Origin of the sequence: Steroidobacter flavus, assembly GCF_042651805.1 — a bacterium.
Classification (GTDB): Bacteria; Pseudomonadota; Gammaproteobacteria; order Steroidobacterales; family Steroidobacteraceae; genus Steroidobacter; species Steroidobacter flavus.
Genome location: NZ_JBHSDU010000003.1, coordinates 1,534,493 through 1,561,130, shown reverse-complemented (window position 1 = coordinate 1,561,130; position 26,638 = coordinate 1,534,493). Strand labels below are relative to the sequence as shown.

Sequence of the window (26,638 nt, the reverse complement as noted above, 5' to 3'; positions counted from 1 at the left end):
CTTTGCGGCCTTTGCAGGGGCACCCGTGAACCTAGACTTCCTGTACGGTGTTTTTAACCTCAGTTTCTGGGGTTATGTGCTGGTGACCTTCGTGCTGATCCAGATCACGTTCATGGGCGTGACCTTGTATCTGCATCGGGACGCCTGTCATCGCAGCCTCGATCTGCATCCGGCGCTGCGCCACTTCTTCCGCTTCTGGCTGTGGCTGACCTCGGGCATCGTCACCAAGGAATGGGTGGCCGTGCATCGTAAGCATCATGCTCGCTGCGAAACACCGGACGATCCGCACAGCCCGGTGATCGTCGGCTTGAAGAAGGTGCTGCTGGAAGGCGCCGAGCTGTATCAGGCGGCCGCCCGCGATCCGCAGGTGACCGAGAAGTTCGGTCGCGGCACGCCCGACGACTGGATGGAGCGCAACGTCTACTTCAAGTATCGGAACGGCGGCATCGTGCTGCTGGTCATCACCGATCTGGTGCTGTTCGGCGTGCCGGGCATCATCATCATGGCGGCTCAGCTGATGGCCAATCCGCTGCTCGCGGCCGGCGTCGTCAACGGCGTGGGTCATTACTACGGCTACCGCAATTTCGAGTGCGCCGATGCGGCCCGCAACGTGATGCCTTGGGGCTTCCTGCTCGCCGGCGAAGAGCTCCACAACAATCATCATGCGTTCCCGAGCTCGGCGAAGTTCTCGGTGCAGCGCTGGGAATTCGATATCGGCTGGCTCTACATCCGCATCTTCAGAATGCTGGGCCTGGCCCGCGTCCTGCGCACGGCGCCGGAGCCGGTGAAGGTCGAGCCGCGCGTGCATATCGATCTGGAGAACGTGCGTGCGGTGATCGTGAATCGAATGCACGTCTTGCGCGATTACACCCGCCACGTGACGTTGCCGGTGTTCCGGGAAGAGCTGCGTAATGCCGGTGGGGCGTTGAGCAGCCGGGTCCGCAAGCTGCTGGTTCGCGAGCCCGCCTTGCTGGACGTGAATGCGAAGTCACGGTTGAGCGAAGTGCTGGCGTCCAACCAGACGCTCAAGACCGTCCATGAATTCCGCGAGCGGCTTGCCGTGATGTGGAGCGGGGCGAACATGAGCAATGAAAAGCTCATTCAGCACCTGCGGGAGCTGATCGCACAGGCTGAAGCCAGTCGGATCAAGGTGCTTCAGGACTTCGCGAACACGCTGCGCAGCTACTCGATGCCGCTGCAGCCCCACGCCGTCTGATCTCCAGGGGTTGGCCTCACCGCCAACCGAAGAGCCCGCCGAAAGGCGGGCCTTTTATTTGAGTCGCCGACCGCGCCCGCCGACTGTTATTTCCCCACCAAAGCAAAAGGCCCACCGAGGTGGGCCTTCAATCATTCGGAACAGCGGCCCGCCGCCAGCGGGCAAGCGTTCTTACTTGATCTTCGCTTCCTTATAGGCCACGTGCTTGCGGGCCTTCGGGTCGAACTTGCGCACTTCCATCTTGTCCGGATGCAGGCGCTTGTTCTTGGTGGTGGTGTAGAAGTGGCCGGTGCCGGCAGTGGACACGAGCTTGATCTTTTCGCGCATGGCTGGCTCCTACCGGTTAGACCGCGACGCCCTTGGCGCGCAGCTCGGCAACGACGACGTCGATGCCCTTCTTCTCGATGGTGCGCAGGCCGCGGGTGGACACGCGCAGGCTGACGAACTTGCGCTCGCTCTCGACCCAGAAACGCTGCACGTGCAGGTTGGGGAGGAAGCGGCGACGACGCTTGTTGTTGGCGTGTGACACGGTGTTACCGGTCAACGGCCCCTTGCCGGTGATCTGACAGACTCTGGACATGGCGGATTTCCTAATCTGAGGCACGCCGGCACGTAGACCGGGGGCCTAAAAACGAGTCGCGCTTTATACCAGCCGGAGCGGGCTTAGGGAAGTCGTCCGCGCCCCGAAAATGCTTGAAAGGCGTTTCGTTACAGCCAGCCGCGCTCGGCAAACGACTCGCACACCCCGTCTCCGACCACCAAATGGTCTAAAACCTTGATGTCCACCAGGGCCAGCGCGTCCCTCAGGCGCACCGTGATGTTCCGGTCCGCCGGGCTGGGCTCGGCGATGCCGGAGGGGTGATTGTGAACGAGGATCAGCGCGGCGGCATTGCGCGATAGGGCCAGTCGAAGCACTTCCCGAGGATGAACGATCGCGCCGTCGATAGTCCCCCGAAACAGCTCCTCGAAACCCAGGACCCGGTAGCGGCTGTCCAGGAGCAGACAGCAGAACACCTCGTAGGGCAGGTCTCGCAGCCGGAGTTGCACGAATTCGCGGGTGGCGCGCGGATTCTCGAGGGCAGAGCCGACCGTCATCAATTCCTGATAATGCCGGCGAGTCAGCTCCAACGCCGCCTGTAACACTACATAGCGAGCCGGCCCGAACCCGCGGGCCCTGCATGCGCGCGTCCTGTCCGCAGTCAGGAAGGCTCGTAACGAGCCGAAATCGGCGATGAGATCCCTGGCCAGCTCCAGCGCGTTCCGACCGCGGATACCCGTACCGAGCAGGATTGCGAGCAGTTCCGCCTCGCTTAGGCTGCCCGCGCCGATCTTGAGCAATTTCTCTCTCGGCCGATCGTGCTCCGGCCAGTCGCGTATCGACATCGACATTCCTTGGCTCCAATGCGGTCCTCGTCCGGTCAATGAGTGTGTCGTATGCGTGAATCCGCGTGATGCGGCTTTCTCGCTGCTTTGAAGGAAATAGGCAGCTTCGACACGGCTGAGTTGCGGTAGGGTTTGCGATTGCTGCGCCTGCTGCGCCTGCTGCGTCGTGAGTTTTTGTTTGCTGTAGGCAGTGGACGGATATCGCGCCCACTACCGAGTAAATACAGGGTTGCAGTACGTGATACACATCACATTCGCCCTGAGCACGATGTTAGAGTGAGTCGGTGATCACGCACGGATGTCGGCGAACGGTTTAGAAGCTTTTATTCCCTAACTTCCAATTGCGAGTCGACATGCCTAGAAGCTGGAAGGAGTGGTCTGCGCTATTCGTGAATCTGCTGGACCCGGGCCGCGACAGGCGTGAGGTGATGACTTTCGGTCCGTCCGGTGACGTCAAATTCAATGTGACGCGTGTGCTCGGTTCGAGGGAGGTTCAGGCGGAGCTGGCGCGGGTTGCCAAGCTTCAGGAGGGACGGCGCCGGAACGCGAAAGAGGCGCAACGATAAAGTGGTTGCTGCCGGCAGGTCGTGACTCTCAATACGCTATTTCTGCCGCTGCTCGGCGGCTTTCTTTTCTACGGGTTGTTCAACGGGACATCGCACCGGGCGCCCGTGGAGTCTCCACAAGTGGCTCTGTTCTGGTCTGCCGCCATCGGCCTGGGCCTGCTGTTGACCGGTCGCATCTCGGTGTATTTGTTTCAGGAAGTTTTTCGAGATTACCAGGCTGTTCAGCTCAAGCTGTTCGCGGCGGCCACTTGTCCGCTGGTGGGGGCGTTGGCCCTCGGTTTCATGATCTTGTTTGCAACGCATACGATTCATAGCAGCGTCATCGATGCTCACAAGTTGAAAGCGGTGCTGGGTATCGTCGCCGCGGTGCTGGCGGGCTATTTTTTTCTGCAGCTCGATCCGTTGCTGTCGACGCTTTCGTCGCGGGTCCTTGGCCTGGATTTGCGACTGTATGGGATGGCAGCGGTGGTAGCCTTGGCCTGGGCCGCGCAGCGATTCGCGAAATTCGGCGCGATCCCCTGGGGGACGGCGTTGATTCGAATCTCGGCCAGCGCGCTGTTCGTCGCCACGCTGCTGCACTTCTTCCTCGAATACCAAGGCGAAGTGGTGGGTTTCTGGCACGCCGTAACCAAACCGGTGTCTCAGTCGGCCGCCGCGTCTGGTCTGGGAAGTGCGTTTGTCGCGTGCCTGCTCGGTATCGGCCTGGCGTTGCTCATCAACTGCGTCTACACCAGGGATGTTGCAGAAACTCGCTACGCACTGGGCAAAGGCCCGTCGCAACTCGAGCGATTGTTTTATGCGGCGACCATCCGGAAGAGCCTGGTCGTGCTGAGCACCCATGACCGTAAGGTCTATGTGGGCACAGTCAAAGCCGTTGCCATTCGCGGCAACAAAGACCCCTATGTTGTGATTTATCCGACCATGAGCGGCTATCGCACCGAGGACAAGTTGTGCGTCGAACTCACCAACTTCTACCCGGAGGTGTATCTCCTGCCCGAGGACGGGCAGGCGAAATCTCAATGGGCGGAATCGCGGTGGGCAGAATTTCAAAGAGTGTTGCCGCTGGATCGCATCGCCTCTGCCTCGTTCTACCAGCGACCGCGGCTGATGGTCTCGCCGCTTCCAAACCCCTGATTTACGGTATTTTAGCGGCGACCTGCGCGCTTTTCGCTGCCAAGTTGCGCCAGACAGGCCGGCTGCGCGCCATATCCGCGCGGAATGGCTCTATGCGACAGCGACGTTTGCCGGGCTCCCGGGTCGCCCCCATAATCGGGTTCATGAGCTCGCAGCCTCGCAAAATTCTTCTGGGTGTCACGGGCGGTATCGCGGCTTACAAGAGCCCGGACCTGGTGCGCCGATTGATGGATCAGGGCGCCGAAGTCCAGGTCGTGATGTCACGTGGGGCTCAGCAATTCGTCACGGCGCTCACATTCCAAGCCGTGTCCGGCCGACCGGTGCGCGATGACTTGTGGGACGAGAGCGGCGAAGCGGCGATGGGGCACATCGAGCTGGCGCGCTGGGCGGACGAAATTGTGATCGCGCCGGCCACGGCCGACTTCATTGCCAAGCTCACTCACGGATTCGCCGAGGATCTGTTGACGACGCTGTGCCTCGCGACCACCGCGCCGATCACGATCGCGCCGGCGATGAATCGTCAGATGTGGGCGAATCCCGCCACGCAAGCAAACGTTCGTGTATTGAAAGAGCGCGGCGTGCGCGTGCTCGGCCCGGCGAGTGGTGAGCAGGCGTGTGGCGAAGTTGGCGTCGGGCGCATGCTCGAGCCGACGCAAATCGCGGCCGAGGTTTTCACGACCCGCGGTGGCGCCGGTCCGCTGCAAGGGTTGAAGGTCGTTGTCACAGCGGGCCCGACGCGCGAAAAGATCGATCCGGTGCGATTCATCAGCAATCGCAGCTCCGGCAAGATGGGTTATGCGGTCGCCGAAGCGGCGCGCGAAGCGGGGGCTCACGTCGTGTTGGTGAGCGGCCCCGTGCAGATTCCAACGCCGCGAGGTGTCGAGCGCGTCGATGTGGAAAGCGCCGAACAAATGTTGAGCGCGGTTCAGAGCAACGTCGTCGGCGCGGATATTTTCATCGCCGCGGCCGCGGTTTCCGATTATCGCTGTCGTGAGATCGCCGGCGAAAAGATCAAGAAGACCAGCGACACACTCAATCTCGCGCTGGCCCGGGCTCCCGACGTGCTCGCCACGGTCTCTCGTAACGAATCGCATCCGTTCCTGGTCGGCTTCGCGGCCGAGACCGAGCACGTCGAGCGCAACGCGCTCACCAAGCTCGCCAACAAGAACCTCGACATGATTGCCGCCAACAAAGTCGGCGACGGCCTGGCGTTCGATAAGGACGACAACGCGCTGACGGTGTATTGGAAGGACGGCAAGCGCGAGCTCTCGCTCACCAGCAAAGCGGCCCTGGCTCGTCAGCTGGTGGAACTGATCGCCGAGCGCTATCGCTCCCGCGGCGAAACTCAAAACCAAAACCCAACGCCTGCTTTAACTGCCGCTCATGCCCGCTGATGGAACCTCCGGCGATGGCGCCCGCCGTCGCTTGCAGATTCGTGTGCTCGATCCTCGGATCGGTCGCGACTATCCCTTGCCTCAATACGCGACCTCGGGCTCGGCGGGGGTGGACCTGCGCGCCTGTATCGATGCGCCGCTGGAATTAAAGCCCGGCGATACGCAGCTCATTCCCTCGGGCATCGCGATTTATCTGCAGGATCCGGGCTATGCGGCCATCGTGCTGCCGCGCTCGGGGCTGGGGCACAAGCACGGCATCGTGCTCGGCAATCTGGTGGGGCTGATCGACTCGGACTATCAGGGCCAGATCTTCGTCTCGTGCTGGAATCGCGGGCAGAGCACGTTCACGATTCAGCCGGGCGAGCGGATCGCACAGCTGGTGGTGGTGCCGGTGCTGCAGGTCGAGTTCGACGTGGTGAATGAATTCGTCGCCACCGAGCGTGGCGCCGGCGGCTTCGGCAGCTCCGGCCGCGGCTAGCGGATCCCTTTCAGTTCCTTGAAGCGCTTGATGTCGGCGCTGAAGTTCGACTTCAGCTCCGCCTGCTCGGCCAGGTTCTTTTCCAGGGATTCCTGATACACCTTCATGCTGTTCACGGTGTTGACCATGTCTTCAGCGAGGTGGTCGGGCAGCGGCGGCGCGTTCGGTTTCTCGTTGTAAGGCTTGAAGCGCGCGATCTGGTTCTCCAGCCGGCTCTGCCGCTCGCGCATGTTGGAGATGGTCTGCTCGGTGGCGCGGTTTTGCGCAACCAGCATCTCGAGACGTTGATCGCGCAGCCGTTCGATGTCTTCCACGCTCAGGTAGGTTTCCAGGAGCATGCGATCGCGCAGATCGCGCTCTTCTTTCAGCTTCCGTTCCTTGCTTTCGGAGGCTTCGCGCACCAGTCGGGCGGCCTTGCTCCGGTCACCCTCGATCACGCGGGTTACATTGCCGCTGGAGCTCAGCACCTCGGTGTCCTGGCCGACGCAGCCCGGCGGCATGCTGTCGCCATAGAGCTGTTGTCCCTGGGCGTCCTTGCAACGGTAATACGCGGCGTCGCTCTGCTTCTGCTTTTGCGCAGCGAAAGCGGACACCGATGCGAATGTCGCAGCGATGAGGGTCAGTGTGCGAATCCCGCGCATCGGTGTGAATTTTTCCCCTTGAGCCCTGGAAGGTTATTGTGCCGTAGGGCACCGTTCGGTCAACTTTGGACAATTCTGGTCACATGGAATGGCCAGGTCACCTCAGTCAGACACGCCATATTCGCTGCGATATCGTTCGACTGCCGCCAGCTGTGTCGCATCTCCGCTGCGTTTCAGGTAATCGATGAGATCGGTCAGGCGCAGAATGCTGCTCACCGGCAGCTGCAATGTCTGTTCCACTTCCTGAACGGCCGACAGGGCGCCCTGACCCCGTTCCTGCCGGTCCAGCGCAAGCATGACGCCGACAGGCTGTGCGCCGGCGCTGCGAATGATATCGATGGCTTCGCGGATCGCCGTGCCCGCGGTGATTACGTCGTCGACGATCAGCACCCGACCGCGCAACGGCGCACCCACGATATTGCCGCCTTCGCCATGCGCCTTGGCTTCCTTACGGTTGAAGGCCCAGGGCACATCGCGGCCATGCTGATCGTTGAGCGCGACCGAAGTGGTCGCCACCAGCGGAATCCCTTTATAGGCGGGGCCGAACAGCACATCGAACTCGAGGCCGGCAGTCTGAATCGCCTGCGCATAGGCGCGCCCCAGCTCCGCCAGCGCCCGTCCCGAATGGAACAGGCCGGAGTTGAAAAAGTACGGGCTCACCCGGCCGGATTTGAGCTTGAATTCGCCGAAGCGGAGCACGCCGAGCTGCAGACAAAGATCGATGAATGAGCGCATGGCGAAAGATGGTAGTCGATTTGCGCTCGGCATCGGATAGAGATCTCGCCTGATTTCGTGACTCACGCGGTCAACGTCCGGCGCGGGCCTTCTATAATCGCCCGCCATGAGCACAGTGGCAGCGAGTTCAACACAGGCGCCGGCGGCAGCGAAGCCGAAATGGCGCGACATCCTGGCCAGTCCGAAGATGGTCGCCATCATGGTGCTCGGCGCCGCTTCGGGTTTTCCGAATCAGATCACCGAAAGCGCGCTACAGGCCTGGCTCAAGGATAGCGGCGCGAGCCTGACCGACATCGGCCTGGCTTCCTACGTCGCGCTGCCTTATCTGCTCAAGTTTCTGTGGGCACCGGCCATTGATCGGTATCCGTTGCCATTTCTCGGCCGCCGGCGCGGCTGGGTCGTCCTCATGCAGCTGTGCCTGGCGCTGGCCATCGGACTGTTCGCGTTGCAAAGCCCGGAGGTCTCGCTCACCCCCATCGCGGTGTGCGCTGTCGCCATCGTGTTCTTCTCGGCGACTCAAGACATCGCCATCGATGCTTATCGAACCGATGTCGCGCAACCGAACGAGCGAGGGCTGGCGGCCGCAGCCAACAATCTTGGCTATCGCACTTCGGCCTGGATCGCGGCGGCATTCGCATTGGTGGTCGCCGACTACTTCGGATGGAAACCGGCGTTCCTGATTCTCGCCGCCGTGATGGCCGCGTTCTGTTTCGGCACGCTGCTCGCGCCTGAGCCGCACTATGAGCATCAGCCGCCGCGCACGCTGAAAGAGTCGCTGGTCGTTCCCTTGCGCGAGCTGCTGGGCACGCCGAGCGCCATCGCTTTCATCTTTCTGGTGATCCTGTTCAAGGTCGGCGATGCCTTCGCGCTTCGACTGTTCACGCCGTTCATGATGGATGTGGGATTTACCAAGACCGAGATTGCACTGGTGTTGAAGGCGCTGTTCACGGCCAGTGCGGTGGTCGGTGCGATTCTCGGCGGCGTCGCGATGGTGCGGCTGGGTTTGCTGAAATCGATGTTGATCTTCGGCGCGCTGCAGGCGGCGTCGAACTTCCTGTACTACGCGTTGGCCCTGACAGGCAAAAGCTACCCGCTGATGATCGTGGCGGTGAGCATCGACAACGTCGCCGGTGCGATGGGCAACATCGCATCGGTCGCGCTCATCATGGCGCTGTGTGACGTGCGTTACAGCGCGTTTCAATATGCGCTGTTGTCGGCGATCGCGATGACGCCCCGATATTTGCTCGGCGGTCCGGCCGGCTATCTGGCGGACCATTCCGGTTGGCCGACGTACTACGTCGTCAGCGTGCTGCTGGCCATGCCCGGCCTGCTGCTGGTGTGGCTGATGCGCGAGAAGATCAAACTGTTGGATCAGCCCCGCGCGTGAGCGCGGGCTGAATTAAGAAACATCAGGAATGCGTTGGCTCAGAGATCGCGCGGCGCCGGCCACTCGGAATAACCCGAAGCTTCCGAGCGATCCAGGCTCATCAGCGGATCGACCCAGGAGCCGGCCGCGGTAATCTCACGCTCGGAGTCATAGTCCTCGGGCTCGACATCGACCGAGCCGGTCCAGTCTTCGGGCGCCTGCGCCTCTTCGAAGTCCTGCTCTTCCCAAGCTTCCAGATCGAACTCTTCGAGCGTGCCGTCGAAGTGCTGTACTTCCACGGTGCCATCGTCGCGATCGACCGCGACCACTTCGATCAGCGTGCCATTGAGGCGGCGATACCAGTCACCCACGACGGGGCTCGGCGAAGTCATTGACCATCCTCCAGCAGGAGTAAGGAGCATCCTTGCGGAAGCATCCATGCGTCATGAGACATGCGCGTAAATGTCGAGGTTTCTTTTAGTCCTGCGCCACGCTGGATTCAAGTGGGATTTTTTCTGCAAGGCGTCAAGCGGCGCGCTTTGAATTTTTTGCTAGCAAGATGAAATGTGACTTTATTGTGAGGGTGTGACGATGCGGGTGTAGCTCAGGTCCCAGACACCGTGGCCCAGCCGATGGCCGCGACGCTCGAAGCGCGTGAGCGGGCGCTCCTCGTTACGGGTGACGAAGCCGGTGTCGGCCGCGTCGTTTGTAAACGACGTCGAAGCATCGATGACTTCGCGCATCTGCAGGGCGTAATGTTCCCAATCGGTCGCGAGTCTCAGTTTACCGCCCACCGCCAGCACGCGCGCCAGCAATTCCACCAGCTCGGGCTGGATCAGGCGGCGCTTGTGATGGCGTTTCTTGTGCCAGGGATCGGGGAAGAAAATATGGATCAGCTGGATGGACGCGGGCGCGAGTTGTTGTTGTAACACCTCGACCGCGTCGTGACAGATGACCCGCAGATTGGTCAGCCCGGCAGTTTCCGCGCCCAGCAGCAGGTGACCGACGCCGGGTTTATGAACTTCCACGCCGATGCAATCCAGCTCCGGATGCGCCTGCGCAAACGCCAGCAAAGCTTCGCCGGCACCGAAACCGATCTCCAGCATGCGCGGTGCCTGACGCCCGAACAGTTGATCCAGATCAACCGGCTGCGCATTGAACTCGACGCCATAGCGCGGCCACAGCTCGGCCATGGCGCGCTCTTGAGCAGCGGTTTGACGGCCGCCGCGGATCACAAAGCTGCGGATGCTTCGACGCGACGGCGGCGTCGCTTCGTTATCTCGAGACGGGGCTTCTCTATCTTCCGAGGTCATTTCTGGACGGCGTGAGCTTGCAAATGGTCGTAAAGCGATTTGGCAGCCGAGTGCAGCGGCGCCCCGGTGCGAATACAAAGGAACAATTGTCGGTGTGCCCACGGATCGGTCAGCGGCACGGAGGCAAGTGACAGGGAGCGGATGTAAGCACTGGTTGCGGCTCGGGGCACGATGCTGACGCCGAGACCGGAGGCAACCATGGCGCAGGCGGCGTCGAAGCTGGTGACTTGCACGCGCCAGTTCAACGATCGATCCACCTCGGTCGCCGCGCGTGTCAGCAAACGATGTAACGAGCTGCCGGCATGCAAACCGACAAACGGTTGATCGATCAATTCCGCGAACGACAACGAGCTGCGTTTCGCCAGGGGATGATCGGGCTTCAACACCACCACCAGATCGTCATTTCTGAAAGGCACCGTGGTGAGACCGTCGATGGCGGGGAGCTCGCTCACGATGCCGAGATCGGCGGAGTTGTCGGCGACCGCGGCGGCGATGGCTGAGCTCACATGCTCTTCGAGATGAACATGAATGTCGGGATGCTGTCGGGCGAACGAGGCCAGTGCGTCCGGCAGGAATTCAACGATGGCGGAAATGTTTGCAAACATCCGCACGTAGCCGCGCGTGCCCGAGGCATGACGGCGCATCTCATCGTCCAGCTGTGCCGCCTGATGCAGCAGGACCCGGGCTCTTGCAAGCAACGCATGGCCGGCCGCGGTCAGTTCGACGCCTTTCGCCCCGCGCAGCAACAGTGGACAGCCCAAGTTGTCTTCCAGGTCAGAGACGCGCTTGCTCACCGCCGAAGCGACGGTGTGGGAACGTTCGGCGGCACGCGCGATGCTGCCCGCATCGGCCACGGCCACGAACAGTTCCAGGTCACGTAAATCGAATCTCAGAGCCACGGAAGATCGGCGGGTTGAATGGAGGGTTTGGCAGTATACCGCCGCTGGCCGGCGTGCGGTCCCTGAGCTCACCTCTGGAATCTCACATCGATAACCGCGGCTTGCGAATGGTCGGATCGTATAACGACTTCGGCAGCGACCAGGTCTCCGCGGAGGCCACGCTTGCCGGCGCGTTCACCCTGTTCGGCCAGCAGTCCCTGTCCGGAGTCGCACGAAGAACGACGGCCGCGGTTATGGCGTGAGCGAGGGCCGCCCCTTTCTGTCGATTCAGCCGGAACGTCTGTACAAGTTGCGGACCAGCTACGATTTCGGCGCGGCGGGCCATGGCGGCGGGCTGTCCGGACTCAGGCTTTCCGGCGGCGTCAACGTCGAGAACATTCTCGACAAGACCTATTACGAGTCGGTGGGCGAGAATCGGACCGGGGCAATTGGTACGGCGCCGCCCCGTAATTTCGTGCTGAGCCTACGCAGCACTTTCTGAGTCTTTCTGGTCGGGGCGGAGCTGGGCTAGAATCGGCCCCAGTCGCGGGGTTCGTATAGTGGTAATACCCATGCTTCCCAAGCATGAGCGACGGGTTCGATTCCCGTACCCCGCTCCACCCTCCCTCGGATAGCCTTCCTCACCTTGACCCGGCTTCGTTGCCGCGGGGCAGGCTTTATCCTTTTGACCAGAGGACTACCCAGCCGATGACCGCCAGCCGTCGCGATTTCATAGTGGGAACCGGTGCCGCTCTGGCCGTGGCCAATCTGCCAGCGAGCGTTCAGGCCAACAGTCCGTCCGGCGCCGACAAGACCACCGAGGCCTTGCTCGCCGAGCTGGCCGAAGAGTTGCTGGTCGACTATCCCGAAAGCGCGACGGGTCTGGGCATCGATACCGGGACGCGCGCGGCGTTGAAGTCGAAGCTGACGGATCGTTCCGCCGAGGGCCAGCACGCCATCGCGCAGCGGGTCGCGAAACGCCTGCAGCGACTGAAGGCCATCGACACGTCGAATCTCAGCGATGCCGCTCGCGTCGACGTGGACGTGATGCGCACGTCGCATGAGTTCGCCAGCGAAGGCTTCCGTTTTCCGTATGGCGATGTCTCTACGCTGAATCAGAACTGGTCGTATCGGAACGCGCCCTATGTGGTCGCGCAGAACACCGGTGCGTTCCTCGAAATCCCGAGTCTGCTCGACACTCGACACACGGTGGAAACGCCGGCGGATGCCGATGCCTATCTGTCCCGGCTCGAAGCCTATGCGGGACAAATCGAAGGCGAGACCGGCCGATTGCACTCGGCGGCCGCGCAGGGCGTGATTGCGCCGGACTTCCTGCTCGACAAGACGCTCAAGCAACTTCGCCTGGCCAGCAATGGAAACATTGCCGAATGGTCGCTGGTCACCTCGCTGGCGAATCGCACCAAGAACATGAAGGGCGACTACGCGGCCAAGGCCACGAAGATCGCGAAGGACAAGATTGCGCCAGCGCTGCAGCGTCAGCTCGCCGAACTGGAAGCCCATCGCAAGAAAGCCACGAGCGACGCGGGTGTGTGGAAGTTGCCGCGCGGCGATGAGTACTACGCCTGGGCGTTGAGTGCGGGCACGACGACGCGCATGACGCCGGAGCAGATTCATCAGCTCGGTCAGGAAGAGTTGCGCGCGTTGCAGTCGGAAATGGATGTGATCCTCAAAGCCCAGGGCCTGACGCAAGGAACGGTGGGCGAGCGCATGACCGCGCTCGGCAAGCAGGAACGTTTCCTGTTCCCCGACAACGACAAAGGTCGCGAGCAGATCATGACCCTGCTGCACGATCGAGTTGCCGACATGCGCAAGCGATTGCCGCGCGCCTTTGCGACGCTCGTGCCGGGCAATTTCGAGATCCAGCGCATGGCGCCGGAAGTCGAGCCGGGCGCGCCGGGTGCCTACGGCGGTGCCGGTACGATCGATGGCAAGGTGCCGGGCAAGTTCTGGATCAATCTGCACACGACCAAGCTCTGGACCACGTACGCGTTGCCGACGCTGACGTATCACGAGTCCATTCCCGGTCACGTGTGGCAGGGCGAATATACATTCAAGCTGCCGCTGTTCCGGTCGCTGCTCGCGTTCAATGCGTTCGCCGAAGGTTGGGCGCTGTATGCGGAACAGCTCGCGTCCGAGCTCGGCGTTTACGACAACGATCCGTTCGGTCGGCTCGGCTATCTGCAATCCATCGCATTCCGTGCGTGTCGTCTGGTGGTCGATACGGGCTTGCACGCGAAACGTTGGACGCGGCAGCAAGCCATCGAGTGGTTCGCGCGCACCAACGGTTCGGGCATCGACGAAGTCAGCAGCGAGGTCGATCGCTATTGCGCATGGCCGGGCCAGGCGTGCGGCTACAAAGTGGGCCACAGCGAGATCAACCGTCTGCGCAAGAAAGCGCAAGCGGCGCTCGGCACCAAGTTCGACTTCCGCAAGTTCAACGACGCCGTGGTGATGGGCGGCGATGTGCCGATGGTGGTTCTGGCACGCAACATCGACGCGTTCGTCGCGAAGGGCTGATGTCGAAAAGGCCTCGGCTGCTTTCGACGAGAGAACATAGACATGCGGATCGCCACTTACAACGTCAACAGCGTTCACGCCCGGTTGCCCAGCCTGCAGCGCTGGTTGCAGGAAACATCGCCCGATGTCGCCTGCCTGCAGGAGTTGAAGACGCCGTCGGAAAAATTCCCCGAAGCCGCGATTCGCGAATTGGGCTACGGCGTGATCTGGCACGGGCAGAAGAGTTACAACGGCGTCGCCATTCTCAGTAAAGGCTGCGAGCCTACTGAGATTCGTCGCGCATTGCCGGGCGATCCCGAAGACTCCCATAGCCGTTACATTGAAGCGGTCGTGAAGGACGTGGTCATCGGATGTTTGTATCTGCCCAACGGCAATCCGGCGCCGGGCGAGAAGTTCGATTACAAACTTCGGTGGCTCGAACGCCTGCGGGTGCACGCGGCCGAGCTGATCGGCAGCGGCAATGCGGTCGTGCTGGCCGGCGATTACAACGTCATTCCCACCGGCAACGATGTTTACAAGCCCGAGCGCTGGGTTGACGACGCGCTGTTTCGCGTCGAGACGCGCGAGGCGTTTGGCCGCATCGTCGAGCAAGGCTGGGTGGACGCGATCCGGCATCTGCATCCGGATGCAACGATTTATACCTTCTGGGATTACTTCCGGAACGCCTACGGCCGCGACGCCGGTCTACGCATCGATCATCTGCTGTTGAACGCGCCGGCATTGAAGCGGCTCAAGGCGGGCGGGGTCGATCGCGACGTGCGCGGTTGGGAGAAGCCGAGCGATCACGCGCCGACCTGGATCGAGCTCGAGGATTGAGCTGCCGCTTGCTCCCGGGCCGGCCGCGGCTCTAAGCTCAGGCGACAAACTCTCGCCTGAAACTATTTCCTGGCCTCGATGTTTCGCTGGCGCAAACAAGTCGCTGCTCCCGAGCCCGTCGCGCCTGCCGCGGCCGACTCGGTGGAATTTCTGGTGCATCTGGACCGGCGCTATCGCCGCCCTTTGACCAGCTATTTCGAAAAGCGCATCCGCGAAAGCTACGACATCGACGACCTGGTGCAGGAAGTCTTCATCCGCCTGGCGCATCGGCCGAATTTCTCCGACATCGAGTATCTGGAAGGTTATGTCTTCCAGGTCGCGGCCAATGTGATTCGGGATCGGGTGCGCCGCCGGGCCGTGCGGCACGCCTCGGATCACGATCCGCTCGAAAATTGCGAGCTTCCCACTAACGATTTTTCGCCGGAGCGCGTCTTACAGGGCAGGCAGCTGCTCGATCGGGCGCTCGGGGCGTTGCTCGAGCTGCCTGCGCGCACCCGCCAGGTGTTCGTGTTGCGTCTGTACGAAGGTATGAAACAGGAGGAGATCGCAGCCAGCCTGCAGATCAGTGTCGAGACAGTGCGTTTTCATTTGCGGCGTGCCAAGGAACACATGGCGCGGGGGTTGGACAGGTGAGCATGGAACCGCTCCACGACGATGCTTACGCCGCGGCCGCGGATTGGCACACTCGCCTGGACGAGGACGCTTCGGCGCAGGCTTACGCCGAGTTCGACGCTTGGTTGGCGGCTGACCCGCGAAACAAACCGGCGTTCGAGGCTGTCGAGCGCACCTGCGGGGCGCTTGCGTCAGCCCGGGTGGATGCGCGCGTCTTGAAATTGCGTCGTGAGGCGTTGAGCGCGACTCATCGTTTGCGCTTCTTCCGATTCGCGGCGGCCGCTGCTGTAGTCGGCGTGGCAGTCGCGATTGCGTACTTCGTCAATCCATTGTTCAAAGACGACCCGGCGGCGCGTTCGGCCATGATCATGGGCACGACGACCGAAGGCGGCGCGTTTCGCACAGCTGTCGGCGAGCGCTCCAACATCACGCTCTCGGATGGCTCCTCCGTGGTGTTGAACACCAACAGTCGGGTCGAAATTCGCTTCACGCCGGAACAGCGCAACGTGCGCTTGCTCGCGGGTCAGGCCTGGTTCCAGGTCGCGAAGAATCCGAATCGTCCGTTCGTGGTCGAGGCGGGCAATCGTCGCGTGACGGCGCTCGGCACGGCCTTCGATGTGCGGCTCGATAGTCGCGACTCGGTGCAGGTCACGCTGGCTGAAGGCAAGGTGTCGGTCGAGCCCATCCTGTCGCCGCTGGCGCGCTTGATCAGCGCGCCGCCGATGCCGGAATTGCTCGTGGCCGGCGAAGCGCTGATTTCCTCCGACGATGCGCCGGCCGAGAAGCGCAAGGCGGATGTGGCGAAGGTGGTGAGCTGGCGTCAGGGTCAGGTCGTGTTCGACAACGACACGCTCGACGCGGCCATCGCCGAAATCAATCGTTACTCCTCGACGCGCATCGAGTTGGCCGACCCGGCGCTCGGCCAGTTGCGGGTGAGCGGCGTGTTCAAAGCGGGGCACAGCGAGAGCTTCGTCGAAACCGTCACCGGTCATTACCCGTTACAGATCGCCAGCCGCGACGAGTCGCGCATCCTGTTGACGTCCGGGCAGTAACCGCCCACGCATTTTCCGCTTAACAGTTTTGCAATCGCCTGCGTCTTACTGGTCACACAACACCAGAATGGGGAGTAGGTTCATGCAGAACAAGGCTGCGGCTCGTCCGCATCTGAAGGCGATTATTGCTTGCGTGCTGGCCGCCGCAGGCAGTGCTCCGAGCCTGTCGCAGGCCGTGGCCGCAAACCGCGTCGAGCCGCGTACCTTCAACATCGAAGCGCAGGATCTGGGCAGCGCGCTCAAGGCGTTCGCCTTCCAGAGCAATCGCGAAATCTTTTTCGCGCCCGAGCTGACCCAAGGCAAGCTGACGCACGGCGTCGTCGGTCGCTTCGACGATCTGGATGCGTTGAAGAAAATCCTGGCCGACACCGGCCTGACCTACAGCGTCACGGATTCCAACGCGATCCTGGTGCGCGACATGTCGAATGTGACGTCGCGTCCGACCTCCGATTCGCAGAGCGGCCCGGCCGTGCGTCTGATGCTGACTCAAGCCGAGTCGCCGCCGGCACCTGCTCGCAGCACTGCCACGGCGTCGGGTCCTGGTGGCGCTGCCGATACGACCGAATCGCTTTACGAAGTGATCGTTACTGCGACCAAGCGTCCCGAGCGTGCTCGTGACATCGCAGGCTCGGTGTCCGCGATGTCTGGGGCGCAGCTCGAAGCGATCGGCGCGCAGAGCTTTCAGGATTATCTGACGCGCACGCCCGGTGTGGTGTTCAACGCCGGTCCGCTCGGCGATTCGACCGCCATCATTCGCGGCGTCGGCACCTCGGTGGGTAAGGATCAGGGACAGGGACCCACGGGTTATTACATCAACGAAGTTCCGCTCACCGAGCCGGGCTATGCCATCGCAATTCCCGACGTCGATGCGTTCGACGTGGAACGCGTCGAAGTGCTACGCGGTCCGCAGGGCACGTTGTTCGGTTCGTCGGCGCTGGGCGGCGCGATCAACTTTGTCGCGCGTGAAGCGAGCACTGAAAGCTTCGACGCAGCGGTACAAACATCCGCCGGCAGCACGCATCACAGCGATGGCGATACGAACTATTCGGCGAAGGGCATGCTCAATGTGCCGCTGAGCGATTCGTTTGCGATTCGCGGCGTTGCTTACTATCGCACTGAGGCGGGCTATCTCGACAATATCGGCACGGGTCGCAAAGCGAGCAACGAAGAGACCAAAAAGGGCGGACGTTTCTCGGCGGTGTGGACGCCGGCCGAAGGCAGCAAGATCTCGCTGCTCAGTCTCTACGACAAGAACCGCACGCCGGACTTCGGCTATCGCTATCCGGAGCAGGGCGAATTCATTCGCAACACTCTGGTGAACGAGCCGGTGGAATATGAGCTGGAATTGCACAGCCTGCGACTCGATCAGGACGTGGGCTTCGGCACCGTGACCGCGCTGGTCGGCTACAGCGACAAGAAGCGCAACCTGACCACCGATTACACCGCGTTCTATGGCGTGTTGCCGCCGATCGACGACGACACGCCGGGCGAAGTGCTGCCGAATCCGACCCCGTACCAGGACACTGGCAAGAGCTTGAACCGCAGCTACGAGTTGCGCCTGGCGTCGCCGAAGGGCGAGAAGTTCGACTATCTCATCGGTGTGATGGGCACGTCGACCGACAAGACCGCCAAGGACTACATCACTTCCGAAGGCTCGTACCAGATCCTGTCGGTTCATCGCGCTCCGGGCGACCTGCGCGGCGACATGTTCTACTGGGGCGTCGGCAAGACCGAGGGCGAGGAAAAGGCCATATTCGGCGAAGCGAACTATCGTTTCACCGATCATTGGACACTGACGTTCGGCGGCCGCTGGTTCGACACCGAGGTCAGCAGCGACGCGACTTACTACGGCGTGCTGTATCCCGGCTCGTTGTCTCTGCCGCACGGCCATCAGACCCAGGACGGTTTCGCGCCGAAGCTGTCGCTGGCCTGGCGTCGCGATGACGACCTGATGGTGTATGGACTGGCGTCGAAGGGTTATCGCTTCGGCAATCCGAACACCATCTTCCCGCTGGCGGGCTTCAACACGCCGGCCGGTTGGAAGACCGATTCGTTGTGGAACTACGAGCTCGGCATGCGCGCCAGCGCGTTCGATCGCCGCTTGCAGCTGGACCTCACTGCGTTCGTGATCGATTGGAGCGATCTGCAGGTGCGCCTGTATCGTCCCGACAATGTGACTTACGGCACCAACGCCGGCAAGGCGCGCAACGTCGGTCAGGAATTCAGCGGGCTGTGGCGCGTGACGGACGCGTTCGACCTCTCGCTCAATGTCACGCATCTGGATGCGAAGCTCACTCAGACTGTCATCAGTTACAGCACCGTGTTCGATCAGAACGGCAATCCCCAACAGGTGCCCAACGTGGTCCTGCAAGACGGCCAGCAATTGCCGGGTGCGTCGGAGTGGCAGATCTCGGCGATGGCTGTTGCGCGCTTGCCGTACTCGTGGGATCCAACGATCACGCTGGCGCATCGCTATCTCACGGACGCGCCGCAATCGCTGCAGACGCCGGATCTGCGCATCAACGGGTACGGTCAGACGGATCTGCGTTTCAGCGGTCAGTTCGCGAGCGTCGGGGTGACTGCGTTCGTGAACAATGTGACTGACAAGCGCGGCGTGACGTTCGGGTACGGCGACTTCGGCCTGGGTGTGCAGGACTTCATCATTCGTCCGCGTACCATCGGCGTCATGTTCGACTGGAAGATGCATTGATCTCACTGGGTCGTGCCATTGGGCTATCGATACTGCTGACGGCGGTTGCGCAAGCCGCATCGCCGTCGGCTTCTCTGCAACGTATCGAGCCGGTCGACATCGTCGATCTGCGCGAAGTCACCGATCCGCAGATCTCACCCGACGGCAAATCGATCGTGTACTCGGTGCTGCGTCGAGTGTCCGGCGCCGAGCACGACGACACGAGTTTGTGGCTCGTGCCCGCCGACGGCAGCAAGCCGGAACGTGCGCTGGTCATTGGCGAAGGCGAGTCGGGCAACGCGCGCTGGGCGCCCGACAGCCGTCGTATCGCGTTTCTTTCCAGCCGCGCGAATCCCTTGGATTCGGGCAAGCAGCGCCGACAGCTCTGGTTGTTATCTCTCGATGGCGGCGAAGCGCAGCCGCTGACCAAGATTGACGGCGACATCGCCGATTTGCGTTGGTCGCCCGATGGCCAACGCATCGCTTTCCTGGCCTCTGATCCCCTGCCTACCGACGTGCGTGCGCGAATCGCGCTTCGTCAAGATGCTGTCGAGGTCGATGCCCATCCGCAGATGCAACGCGTGTGGATCTACGATTTCCATTCGCGCTCGGCGGAGCCTGTCACGCCTGCAAACATTCATGTGAGCCTGCTGTCGTGGTCGCCCGATGGCGCCCGACTGGCGCTGCGCACGGCTCAAACACCCGACATCAATGCGCATTGGTATCGCTCCGATGTGGCGATTTTCGATGTCGCCGACAAACGTTTGAACGCACCCATCGCCAAGCGTGCCGCTGCCATCGCGCCGGCATGGTCGCCGGACGGTCAACGACTCGCGTACTCGGAGATTTTCGACGACGGCATCGGTGCCGAGCCGCGCATTTATGACTTCCGCTCCGGGAAGGTCACGAGCTGCGGCAACAACTATCCCGGTCTGCTCGGCGAGATGCGATGGAACAACGATGGACGAGCACTGCTCGTTCATAAGTTCGAGAACACGCGCACCGGTTTCGCGCAGCTCGATGCGAGCAACTGCGACATCAAACATGTCGCCGACGCGTTCTACGTCGGCCCGTACGGTTTCAGCGCGAGCGCCGATGGCAAGACTGTCGCCTACGTCGGCAGCGCCTTCCGTCAGCCACCGGAAGTGTGGGTGATGTCAGGCAAGACGCAGAAGGCGATTACCAAAACCAATCCGCAGACCGAGTCGTGGCAACTCGGCGAGGCGCGCGAGATTTCGTGGACTGCGACGACCGACGGCAAAACTATTTATGGCGTGCTCGTCACGCCGCCCGGCTATGTGCCAGGCACGCCGGTGAAAACGGTTGTGCAGATTCACGGCGGGCCCGAGTGGGCGTGGTGGTCGGGCTGGCTCGGCTCGTGGCACGAGTGGGCGCAGATGCTGGCCTCTCATGGCTACGCCGTGTTTATGCCGAATCCGCGCGGTTCGGACGGGCAGGGCACTGCGTTCGCCAAGGCGGCCAAAGGCGATTGGGGCGGCGGCGATTATCAGGATGTGATCGACGGCGTCGATGCGTTGATCAAACAGCGGATCGCCGATCCGTCGCGTCTGGGCATCGGCGGCTGGAGCTACGGTGGCTTCATGTCCGCCTGGGCGGTCACTCATAGCGATCGCTTCAAGGCCGCCATCGTCGGCGCGGCGCCGGTCGATGTGGCGGCAATGGGCCTGACGACCGACACCCCCGACTTCATCACCGGCTACTTCGGCGACCCCTTCACCAATCACGCGCAGCTCGACGCGCATTCCCCGATCCGCTTTCTGGACAAGGTCCAGGGCGCCGTCCTGATTCTCCACGGCGAGCAGGACACCCGCGTGCCCATCGATCTGGGCGAGCAGATGTATGTGGGCATGCGATATCTCAACAAGCCCGTGACCATGATCCGCTATCCCCGCGAGCCGCACTGGATGCACGAGTACGAGCATCACAAGGATGTGCTGACCCGCGTGCTGGCCTGGTTCGACGCTAACCTTTGATAAGTTAGCGTGATAATTTTTCGTCGCCGGGATCCAAAGACCCACTGCTCGCGTTACGCCCTGAGCTGATTCCTATAACGGCGAGGACGGGGATTCGATTGAGCGACGCGCATCCGCCTCTGTGGCAGCGCCTGGCGTGGTACGCCTGTGGCGCGCTCGTTTTGCTGCTGCTGCCGGTGTTGAAGTACGCGGAGCTGTGGGGATCGTTGCAACGACCGCAAAAGCTCGCGCTGCTGGTGGCGCTCGGCGCCTTTGGTGCGGCGTGTCTGCTGTCGCTGTTCCTGGATCGCATCGCCAGCTGGCCGACCGCTGGCAAGGCCCTGATCCGCTCCTTCGCCGTATTGAGTTTGTTTCTCATCGCTGCCGCGGCGGCCTCGATTTCCTTGCCCCGCTTTTTGCTGATTCCTTTGGTCCTGGTCCTGGCGGTCACGGTGCCGCTGGCGATCAGCCCGCTCAGCCTGCGACGCATTCCCGTGGCGGCCATCGGCGTCGGTGTGGGTGTGCTGACGGTCTACGCGTTCGGCAATGCCCATAGCTCGGCCAAAGCGGCTCACACTACTACCGAGGCTTTCTTTTCAACGGCGTTTTATCCGTTGCGCGCGACGATCAGAGAAGGCTGGATTCCTGAACCTGCCACGCGCGGTGGCGGCTTGACCATGATCGGCGATCGGGTGTTGCTCGGCACCGGCGACGGGCATTTATATCTAATCGACGCGCCCGCCGCGCGCGATGGTTTCAAAGTCACTGAGCTTCAGACGCAGGTGCCGGCGAATCGTGAAGAGTTCGCGAAGGCGATGGGCGGCTCGTCGAGACAACCGAAGCGATCGATGGACTGGCGCGAAGCGGGGCCGCCCAAGGTGCAAACGTGGCGGTTCCGGGTTGCCGATGTGGTCGCTGGCGTGGAGGGCGACAACGTTCATGTCTTCGCCTCTCATCACTATTGGAATGCGAAGGACGAATGTTTCGTCGCGCGCGTGTCCGAGCTGACGGCGCCCTTGGCCACTTTCGAGCAGAGCGTTGCGAATGCGCAGTGGTCGACGGTGTTTGAGACCACCCCTTGTGTGCCGCTCAAAGGACCGGATCGCAAGCGAGGTAAGAATCCGTTCCGAGGCGAGGAGATTGGCGGCGAGTTATTGCTGCTGGAAGGAAACAAACTGCTGCTGACGGTCGGTGACTCCGGCTTCTCCGGCGTCGAATCGACCCAGATCTTCGCGCAGGATCCGGCCACGGATTTCGGCAAGACCATCCTCATCGACCTGGCCACGCACGAGCATCGCATCTTCTCCATGGGCCACCGCAATCCCCAGGGCATTACGCGCTCCCGCGACGGCAAGCTGTGGCTGACGGAACACGGCGAACAGGGCGGCGACGAGCTCAACCTGTTGGAGGACCAGGTGAACTACGGCTGGCCCAATGTGACTTACGGCACCGAGTACGGCACCAACATCTGGCCCCGCAGCCAGCACCAAGGCCAGCACATCGGCTATCGACAGCCGACGATGGCGTGGGTGCCGAGCATCGGGGCGTGTGACATTGCCACTCTCAACAGCAAGTTGTTTCCCATTTGGGAAGACAATCTGCTGGTGGGTTCGCTGTCGAGCCGGTCGCTCTATCGATTGGTGGTCGTCGACGATCGAGTCGTCGTGCAGGAGCCGATCGCGTTGAATAAGCGAGTACGTGACATCCTGCCGATGCCGGACGGTCGCATCATGATCTGGAGCGATGACTGGGCGCTCACTTTATTGGAGCCTGCGGCTCAGCAGAATGGCGCGAGTTTGTTCGCGACGCAGTGTTTGGGATGTCACACTGTGACGGATGGAATGTCGCATCGGATTGGACCGGATTTGTTTGGGGTCGTCGGTCGTCGGATCGGAGATGCGAAGGGGTATGACGAGTATTCGGCGGCGATGAAGGCGCAGGAAGGGGCGTGGGACGCCGATCGCCTCGATAAGTTTCTAGCCCAACCTTCGGCGGTTGTGCCTGGGACGTCGATGGCGTTCCCTGGCGTGGCGGACGCAGAGCATCGGAAGGCGATCGTTGAGTATTTGAGTCGGAAGGGCGGGCCGGATAGGAGTTGACGTTGCTGCCAGAGGCGTCGGTGGTCAGCGTCGTCGCCTGGTGTTTACCCTCGACGTTGCTGTAAGAGGCCTCGGTGGCATGCGTCGTCGTGCGGGTCTATCTCCTCCCGGCACCGTGCCCCCCTTGCCGCGCTATCGCGCGGCTCGTTGGTCCCATCCCTGGGCGCACTGCCCCGACAAGGTCCCTCTTGTTCGAGGCTGCCAGGAGGAGATAGACCCTCCCGACGCCGCCGAGACGTTTGAGCCGAGTCCGGCCCAGCGAACTTCGTTCGCAAGCTGGCGCGCTCTACGAGCGCTGGGCGTTTCTTGCTGTCGCTCGAAACTGGGGGGAGGCGATTACGTGGGGCGCATCCGAGGGAACGCGGTTGCCCCAACCGAGGTCAATCTTTAAGCTGACCCAGCACCCTAAAACTCATCTTCCATAACTCGCGCAAAGCCGAGCTCCCCTTGTTAACAAGATCCCTCTGCGCCCTCGTGCTGTGCCTGTGGTCCGTGCTGGCGTTGGCGGATTACGCGGCCGCGCCTAAGAAGCCCATCGACCTCACCGGCTTCTGGATCTTGAACACCGCAGCCAGTGACGACCCCGAAGCCTTGCTGGCGGAGAAGCAGGCCAAGGAGTGGGAGCGGTTCGAACGCATGCGCCGGCGGGAAGAAGAATCCCGCCCCGCCAACGTGCCTCCCCCCATCGACGCCGATGCCCCGCCGCCCGATGAGAATGGCAATCGCCGTCGCGGTCCGCGGCCCTGGCAGAAACAGCAGCAGGAGAATCTGCGCCAGATGCTCGGTATCAGTCCGACGCTGGAGATCAAACAAGTCGACCCGGGCCGGTTCGATGTGCTTTCCGCCGTCGACTCACGACGGGTGCAGGCGGGCAGTCATACGCAGGTCTCGATGCCGGAAGGTCAGCTCGCCGACTCCTGGGTCGGTTGGGAGGGCGAGTGGTTTGTGATCGAGCGTAGAGTTCGCAGCGGGCCGCGGGCGGTGGAGAAGTTTCGGCTGACCAAGACCGGGCAGCTGGAATATTTGATGAGCTGGGGTGGCGACAGCGAGCTGTCAGGAATCAAAGTGCGGCGCTTGTACGATCGCCGCACCGGGCCCGTGCCGGAAGCCAATCCGGATCACGGGCCGTCGCAGTAAACGACGCGTCGTCAGGCCGCCGAGTAACCCATCATGGCCTTGACCTCGAGGAATTCCTTGAGGCCTTCCTTGCCCCACTCGCGGCCATTGCCCGATTGTTTGTAACCGCCGAACGGCGCGTTCACATCGGTCGAGGCGCCATTCAAATGGACCATGCCGGTCCGCAGGCGACGCGCGACTTTGCGGGCGTGCTCGATATCGCCGGAATAAACATAGCCCGACAAGCCATAGACCGTGTCATTGGCGATGCGCACCGCTTCTTCCTCGGTCTCGTATGGAATCATCACCAGCACCGGCCCGAAGATTTCTTCGCGCGCAATGGTCATGGAGTTGTTGACGTTCGCAAACACCGTGGGCTTGATGAAGTAGCCCTTGTCGATGCCGTCCGGTCGGCCCGGGCCGCCGATCACCGCGGTGGCGCCTTCATCGATACCGGTTTGTAACAAGCGCTGAATCTTCTCGAACTGCATCTTGTTGGCCACCGGGCCCATGGTGACGCCTTCCTTCTTCGGATCGCCGACGACCGGCTTGGTCGCGACACTCTTCGCGATAGCCACCGCTTCTTCGTACAGCTTCTTCGGCACGAGCATGCGCGACGGCGCATTACACGACTGACCCGTGTTCGACATCATCGACAGCACACCGCTCTTCACCGCGGCGTTCAGATCGGCGTCTTCCAGAATGATGTTGGCCGATTTGCCACCGAGCTCCTGCGACACGCGCTTCACCGTCTCCGCAGCGGCCTTCGCAACTTGCACGCCCGCGCGGGTCGAGCCAGTGAAGGACATCATGTCGATGTCCGGGTGACGTGACAGCGCCTCGCCCACAGTCGGGCCATCGCCATCGATCATGTTGAACACGCCTTTGGGAACACCTGCCTCGTGCATGACTTCAGCAAAGATATGCGCGCTGAGCGGCGCGACTTCGCTGGGCTTGAGCACCATCGTGCAACCCGCAGCCAGGGCCGGAGCGACTTTGCAGCCGATCTGATTGAGCGGCCAGTTCCACGGCGTGATCAAGCCGCAGACGCCAACCGGCTCGCGACGAATCATGGTCGTGCCCAGCGTTTCTTCGAACTCGAATTCTTTGAGCGCGGCGAGTGTCGACATGAAATGACCGAGGCCGCTGCCGGCTTGCGCGTTCAGCGCGAACTTCATCGGCGCGCCCATCTCGTCGGAGATCGCCTGGGCGATGTCCTTCATGCGGCTCTGGTAAACCTTGATGATGCGTTCGAGCAGCGCGACGCGCTCTTCACGCGTCGTTTGCGAGTACGTTTCGAAAGCCGTGCGCGCTGCTTTCACAGCGACGTTCACGTCGTCGGCCGTGCCGAGCATGATCTTGCCGACTTCCTGTTCGGTGGCCGGATTGATGACCGCCAGCTCGCGACGGCCCGGCGGGGTCACCCAGGCGCCATCGATATAAAACCGCTTGAACTCGTACATGGGTCCTCCGCCAAATGGACGCGATCCGCACGCCAGAACAGCCCGCAGAGCAGGCCGGGGCACGGCGCAAAAGGGAGGACAATCATAGCGCTTAACGGCGGACGTCGCCGCCTTTCTCCGAGAGCAGCAGTTCCACATCCGCCACGCCCAGCAGATTGAAATCGCCGGGAATGGAATGCTTCAGGCAACCCGCTGCCGCGCCGAAGTCGATGGAGGCCTGCGGTGCCATGCCTGTCAGCAATCCATGCAGAACACCCGCGGCGAAAGCGTCGCCGCCGCCGATGCGGTCGACGATGCTGTGCAAGGGATAGGAGCGGCTGGTGTAGGTGTTCTTCGCGTCGAACAGCAAGCCCGTCAGTTGCTGAACGTCCACACTGTGACGCGCCCGTTCGGTGCAGACGATGTAGCGCAGGTGTTTGAATGTTTTGAAAGCGAGATCGGCCGCTTCCCGTCGCGCATCCGCCGCCGACGCTTTGAAGCCGAGCATGAATCCGATGTCACGGTCGTCGCCGAAGATCACATCAGCCAGTTCACATAGACGAGTCAACAGTTGCGGAGCTTCGGGAGCGCGCGAGCCCCACAATCGGGCACGGAAGTTACAATCGAAAGAAATTTGCACGCCGGCTTTGCGCGCCGCCTGCATCGCTTGTAATGCGGCTTCGGCCGTGGCGCTGCTCACAGCGGGCGTGATGCCTGAAACATGCAGCCAGCGTGCATTCGTCAGCAACGACGCCCAGTCATAGGTGGCGGGCGGCGCGATCGCGAAAGCTGAATCTGCACGGTCGTAGAGCACTTCCGCGGGTCGATGACCGGCGCCGTGAGTGAGGAAGTACATTCCCATGCGCCCGTTGCCGAAATGTATTGCATCGGTTTCGACGCCATGACGGCGCAACTCATCCGCGCACGCGCGGCCGAGCGTCGAATCCGGCAGCGCGCTGACGACACGGGTGCGATGACCGAATTTATGCAATGAAACTGCAACATTCGCTTCGGCGCCGCCGATGTGAGCGTCGAAGCGTGGAGATTGCAACAGCAATTCCTTGCCCGGCGATGACAACCGTAACAGGACTTCGCCAAAACAAACGACGGCAGGGTTCATGCGGGCAAATGTTCCGTAAGAAATGTGAAGAGCAGCACTGCAGCAAGATTGTAGGCGGATCAGGCTTCGAGGTGCGT

At 62.0% G+C, this 26,638-nt stretch carries 25 protein-coding genes and 1 tRNA gene; 16 read left to right on the top strand and 10 right to left on the bottom strand.

Features of this window, described 5'->3' with window-relative positions:
* The first annotated feature begins 25 nt into the window (after nucleotides 1-25).
* Entirely contained in the window at nucleotides 26-1,216 is a 1,191-nt protein-coding gene (locus tag ACFPN2_RS12235; protein ID WP_380596881.1) for a DesA family fatty acid desaturase, read from the top strand.
* Nucleotides 1,217-1,387: 171 nt separating this feature from the next.
* Here ACFPN2_RS12235 and rpmG read toward each other — a convergent pair whose 3' ends face one another.
* The 3 genes from rpmG to radC form a co-directional block, all read right to left on the bottom strand.
* Nucleotides 1,388-1,543, bottom strand: a complete 156-nt coding sequence (gene rpmG, locus ACFPN2_RS12230; protein ID WP_116808805.1) for a 50S ribosomal protein L33 — start codon at nucleotides 1,541-1,543, stop codon at nucleotides 1,388-1,390.
* Between the two features lie 16 nt (nucleotides 1,544-1,559).
* A complete protein-coding gene (gene rpmB / locus ACFPN2_RS12225) occupies nucleotides 1,560-1,796 on the bottom strand; it encodes a 50S ribosomal protein L28 (RefSeq protein ID WP_380596880.1) in 237 nt (78 codons plus the stop codon).
* A gap of 128 nt (nucleotides 1,797-1,924) precedes the next feature.
* A complete protein-coding gene (gene radC, locus ACFPN2_RS12220) occupies nucleotides 1,925-2,599 on the bottom strand; it encodes a RadC family protein (RefSeq protein ID WP_380596879.1) in 675 nt (224 codons plus the stop codon).
* Between the two features lie 353 nt (nucleotides 2,600-2,952).
* On the opposite strand from radC, the gene ACFPN2_RS12215 reads away from it, so the two are divergent.
* The 4 genes from ACFPN2_RS12215 to dut all read left to right on the top strand — a co-directional run bounded on the left by ACFPN2_RS12215 (nucleotide 2,953) and on the right by dut (nucleotide 6,171).
* Nucleotides 2,953-3,165 carry a hypothetical protein gene (locus ACFPN2_RS12215; RefSeq protein WP_380596878.1) on the top strand — a complete coding sequence of 71 codons (213 nt, stop codon included), beginning with the start codon at nucleotides 2,953-2,955 and terminating at the stop codon, nucleotides 3,163-3,165.
* Nucleotides 3,166-3,186: 21 nt separating this feature from the next.
* Nucleotides 3,187-4,299, top strand: coding sequence for a hypothetical protein (locus tag ACFPN2_RS12210; protein WP_380596877.1), 1,113 nt, complete (start codon nucleotides 3,187-3,189; stop codon nucleotides 4,297-4,299).
* A gap of 143 nt (nucleotides 4,300-4,442) precedes the next feature.
* Complete coding sequence (coaBC, locus tag ACFPN2_RS12205) at nucleotides 4,443-5,693, top strand: bifunctional phosphopantothenoylcysteine decarboxylase/phosphopantothenate--cysteine ligase CoaBC (protein ID WP_380596876.1); 1,251 nt, start codon at nucleotides 4,443-4,445, stop codon at nucleotides 5,691-5,693.
* On the top strand, nucleotides 5,683-6,171 hold the full coding sequence (dut, locus tag ACFPN2_RS12200; RefSeq protein ID WP_380596875.1) for a dUTP diphosphatase: 489 nt from the start codon (nucleotides 5,683-5,685) through the stop codon (nucleotides 6,169-6,171). Before coaBC ends, dut begins: the two co-directional genes overlap by 11 nt.
* Here dut and ACFPN2_RS12195 read toward each other — a convergent pair.
* Nucleotides 6,168-6,812 carry a DUF4124 domain-containing protein gene (locus ACFPN2_RS12195; protein ID WP_380596874.1) on the bottom strand — a complete coding sequence of 215 codons (645 nt, stop codon included), beginning with the start codon at nucleotides 6,810-6,812 and terminating at the stop codon, nucleotides 6,168-6,170. The two genes, dut and ACFPN2_RS12195, sit on opposite strands and share 4 nt — an antisense overlap.
* A 102-nt stretch (nucleotides 6,813-6,914) precedes the next feature.
* Nucleotides 6,915-7,547 (bottom strand): orotate phosphoribosyltransferase, encoded by a 633-nt coding sequence (gene pyrE, locus ACFPN2_RS12190; protein ID WP_380596873.1) that lies wholly within the window; start codon nucleotides 7,545-7,547, stop codon nucleotides 6,915-6,917.
* A gap of 106 nt (nucleotides 7,548-7,653) precedes the next feature.
* Between pyrE and ACFPN2_RS12185 the strand changes: the two genes are divergently transcribed.
* Nucleotides 7,654-8,934 carry an AmpG family muropeptide MFS transporter gene (locus ACFPN2_RS12185; RefSeq protein WP_380596872.1) on the top strand — a complete coding sequence of 427 codons (1,281 nt, stop codon included), beginning with the start codon at nucleotides 7,654-7,656 and terminating at the stop codon, nucleotides 8,932-8,934.
* 38 nt (nucleotides 8,935-8,972) lie between these two features.
* Here ACFPN2_RS12185 and ACFPN2_RS12180 read toward each other — a convergent pair whose 3' ends face one another.
* From ACFPN2_RS12180 to ACFPN2_RS12170, 3 genes are all read right to left on the bottom strand, one after another.
* Nucleotides 8,973-9,305, bottom strand: a complete 333-nt coding sequence (locus tag ACFPN2_RS12180; RefSeq protein ID WP_380596871.1) for a DUF6763 family protein — start codon at nucleotides 9,303-9,305, stop codon at nucleotides 8,973-8,975.
* A 180-nt stretch (nucleotides 9,306-9,485) separates the two neighbouring features.
* Nucleotides 9,486-10,226: a tRNA (guanosine(46)-N7)-methyltransferase TrmB gene (gene trmB / locus ACFPN2_RS12175; protein ID WP_380596870.1), complete on the bottom strand. Its 741-nt coding sequence runs from the start codon at nucleotides 10,224-10,226 to the stop codon at nucleotides 9,486-9,488.
* The gene (locus tag ACFPN2_RS12170; protein WP_380596869.1) at nucleotides 10,223-11,125 is read right to left on the bottom strand and encodes a LysR substrate-binding domain-containing protein; all 903 of its coding nucleotides are present in this window, start codon (nucleotides 11,123-11,125) and stop codon (nucleotides 10,223-10,225) included. The genes trmB and ACFPN2_RS12170 overlap by 4 nt, the downstream gene beginning before the upstream one ends.
* Nucleotides 11,126-11,363: 238 nt before the next feature.
* Between ACFPN2_RS12170 and ACFPN2_RS12165 the strand changes: the two genes are divergently transcribed.
* The 10 genes from ACFPN2_RS12165 to ACFPN2_RS12120 all read left to right on the top strand — a co-directional run bounded on the left by ACFPN2_RS12165 (nucleotide 11,364) and on the right by ACFPN2_RS12120 (nucleotide 24,020).
* On the top strand, nucleotides 11,364-11,606 hold the full coding sequence (locus ACFPN2_RS12165) for a hypothetical protein (RefSeq protein WP_380596868.1): 243 nt from the start codon (nucleotides 11,364-11,366) through the stop codon (nucleotides 11,604-11,606).
* Nucleotides 11,607-11,650: 44 nt separating this feature from the next.
* Nucleotides 11,651-11,724 (top strand) — tRNA-Gly (locus tag ACFPN2_RS12160).
* Nucleotides 11,725-11,812: 88 nt separating this feature from the next.
* On the top strand, nucleotides 11,813-13,642 hold the full coding sequence (locus tag ACFPN2_RS12155) for a DUF885 domain-containing protein (protein WP_380596867.1): 1,830 nt from the start codon (nucleotides 11,813-11,815) through the stop codon (nucleotides 13,640-13,642).
* Between the two features lie 42 nt (nucleotides 13,643-13,684).
* On the top strand, nucleotides 13,685-14,458 hold the full coding sequence (gene xth / locus ACFPN2_RS12150; protein WP_380596866.1) for an exodeoxyribonuclease III: 774 nt from the start codon (nucleotides 13,685-13,687) through the stop codon (nucleotides 14,456-14,458).
* A 78-nt stretch (nucleotides 14,459-14,536) separates the two neighbouring features.
* Nucleotides 14,537-15,091: an RNA polymerase sigma factor gene (locus ACFPN2_RS12145; protein ID WP_380596865.1), complete on the top strand. Its 555-nt coding sequence runs from the start codon at nucleotides 14,537-14,539 to the stop codon at nucleotides 15,089-15,091.
* A gap of 2 nt (nucleotides 15,092-15,093) precedes the next feature.
* On the top strand, nucleotides 15,094-16,122 hold the full coding sequence (locus tag ACFPN2_RS12140) for a FecR family protein (protein WP_380600116.1): 1,029 nt from the start codon (nucleotides 15,094-15,096) through the stop codon (nucleotides 16,120-16,122).
* Nucleotides 16,123-16,204: 82 nt separating this feature from the next.
* The gene (locus ACFPN2_RS12135; protein WP_380596864.1) at nucleotides 16,205-18,832 is read left to right on the top strand and encodes a TonB-dependent receptor; all 2,628 of its coding nucleotides are present in this window, start codon (nucleotides 16,205-16,207) and stop codon (nucleotides 18,830-18,832) included.
* On the top strand, nucleotides 18,829-20,805 hold the full coding sequence (locus tag ACFPN2_RS12130) for a S9 family peptidase (protein WP_380596863.1): 1,977 nt from the start codon (nucleotides 18,829-18,831) through the stop codon (nucleotides 20,803-20,805). The genes ACFPN2_RS12135 and ACFPN2_RS12130 overlap by 4 nt, the downstream gene beginning before the upstream one ends.
* Before the next feature lie 98 nt (nucleotides 20,806-20,903).
* Nucleotides 20,904-22,883 carry a PQQ-dependent sugar dehydrogenase gene (locus ACFPN2_RS12125; RefSeq protein WP_380596862.1) on the top strand — a complete coding sequence of 660 codons (1,980 nt, stop codon included), beginning with the start codon at nucleotides 20,904-20,906 and terminating at the stop codon, nucleotides 22,881-22,883.
* A 447-nt stretch (nucleotides 22,884-23,330) separates the two neighbouring features.
* Nucleotides 23,331-24,020: a hypothetical protein gene (locus ACFPN2_RS12120; RefSeq protein ID WP_380596861.1), complete on the top strand. Its 690-nt coding sequence runs from the start codon at nucleotides 23,331-23,333 to the stop codon at nucleotides 24,018-24,020.
* An 11-nt stretch (nucleotides 24,021-24,031) separates the two neighbouring features.
* Here the strand turns inward: ACFPN2_RS12120 and ACFPN2_RS12115 are convergent, their stop codons facing one another.
* Nucleotides 24,032-25,462, bottom strand: coding sequence for an aldehyde dehydrogenase family protein (locus ACFPN2_RS12115; RefSeq protein WP_380596860.1), 1,431 nt, complete (start codon nucleotides 25,460-25,462; stop codon nucleotides 24,032-24,034).
* Between the two features lie 91 nt (nucleotides 25,463-25,553).
* On the bottom strand, nucleotides 25,554-26,561 hold the full coding sequence (locus ACFPN2_RS12110) for a sugar kinase (protein WP_380596859.1): 1,008 nt from the start codon (nucleotides 26,559-26,561) through the stop codon (nucleotides 25,554-25,556).
* Nucleotides 26,562-26,638: the final 77 nt, after the last annotated feature.

Bases quoted from the DNA above. Each gene is read 5' to 3' on its own strand.
- ACFPN2_RS12215 (WP_380596878.1), top strand. From the start codon at position 2,953: ATGCCTAGAAGCTGGAAGGAGTGGTCTGCGCTATTCGTGAATCTGCTG.
- coaBC (WP_380596876.1), top strand. From the start codon at position 4,443: ATGAGCTCGCAGCCTCGCAAAATTCTTCTGGGTGTCACGGGCGGTATC.
- ACFPN2_RS12195 (WP_380596874.1), bottom strand. From the start codon at position 6,812: ATGCGCGGGATTCGCACACTGACCCTCATCGCTGCGACATTCGCATCG.
- ACFPN2_RS12115 (WP_380596860.1), bottom strand. From the start codon at position 25,462: ATGTACGAGTTCAAGCGGTTTTATATCGATGGCGCCTGGGTGACCCCG.
- rpmG (WP_116808805.1), bottom strand. From the start codon at position 1,543: ATGCGCGAAAAGATCAAGCTCGTGTCCACTGCCGGCACCGGCCACTTC.
- ACFPN2_RS12110 (WP_380596859.1), bottom strand. From the start codon at position 26,561: ATGAACCCTGCCGTCGTTTGTTTTGGCGAAGTCCTGTTACGGTTGTCA.
- radC (WP_380596879.1), bottom strand. From the start codon at position 2,599: ATGTCGATACGCGACTGGCCGGAGCACGATCGGCCGAGAGAGAAATTG.
- ACFPN2_RS12180 (WP_380596871.1), bottom strand. From the start codon at position 9,305: ATGACTTCGCCGAGCCCCGTCGTGGGTGACTGGTATCGCCGCCTCAAT.
- xth (WP_380596866.1), top strand. From the start codon at position 13,685: ATGCGGATCGCCACTTACAACGTCAACAGCGTTCACGCCCGGTTGCCC.
- rpmB (WP_380596880.1), bottom strand. From the start codon at position 1,796: ATGTCCAGAGTCTGTCAGATCACCGGCAAGGGGCCGTTGACCGGTAAC.
- ACFPN2_RS12155 (WP_380596867.1), top strand. From the start codon at position 11,813: ATGACCGCCAGCCGTCGCGATTTCATAGTGGGAACCGGTGCCGCTCTG.
- ACFPN2_RS12135 (WP_380596864.1), top strand. From the start codon at position 16,205: ATGCAGAACAAGGCTGCGGCTCGTCCGCATCTGAAGGCGATTATTGCT.
- ACFPN2_RS12140 (WP_380600116.1), top strand. From the start codon at position 15,094: ATGGAACCGCTCCACGACGATGCTTACGCCGCGGCCGCGGATTGGCAC.
- dut (WP_380596875.1), top strand. From the start codon at position 5,683: ATGCCCGCTGATGGAACCTCCGGCGATGGCGCCCGCCGTCGCTTGCAG.
- trmB (WP_380596870.1), bottom strand. From the start codon at position 10,226: ATGACCTCGGAAGATAGAGAAGCCCCGTCTCGAGATAACGAAGCGACG.
- pyrE (WP_380596873.1), bottom strand. From the start codon at position 7,547: ATGCGCTCATTCATCGATCTTTGTCTGCAGCTCGGCGTGCTCCGCTTC.
- ACFPN2_RS12185 (WP_380596872.1), top strand. From the start codon at position 7,654: ATGAGCACAGTGGCAGCGAGTTCAACACAGGCGCCGGCGGCAGCGAAG.
- ACFPN2_RS12145 (WP_380596865.1), top strand. From the start codon at position 14,537: ATGTTTCGCTGGCGCAAACAAGTCGCTGCTCCCGAGCCCGTCGCGCCT.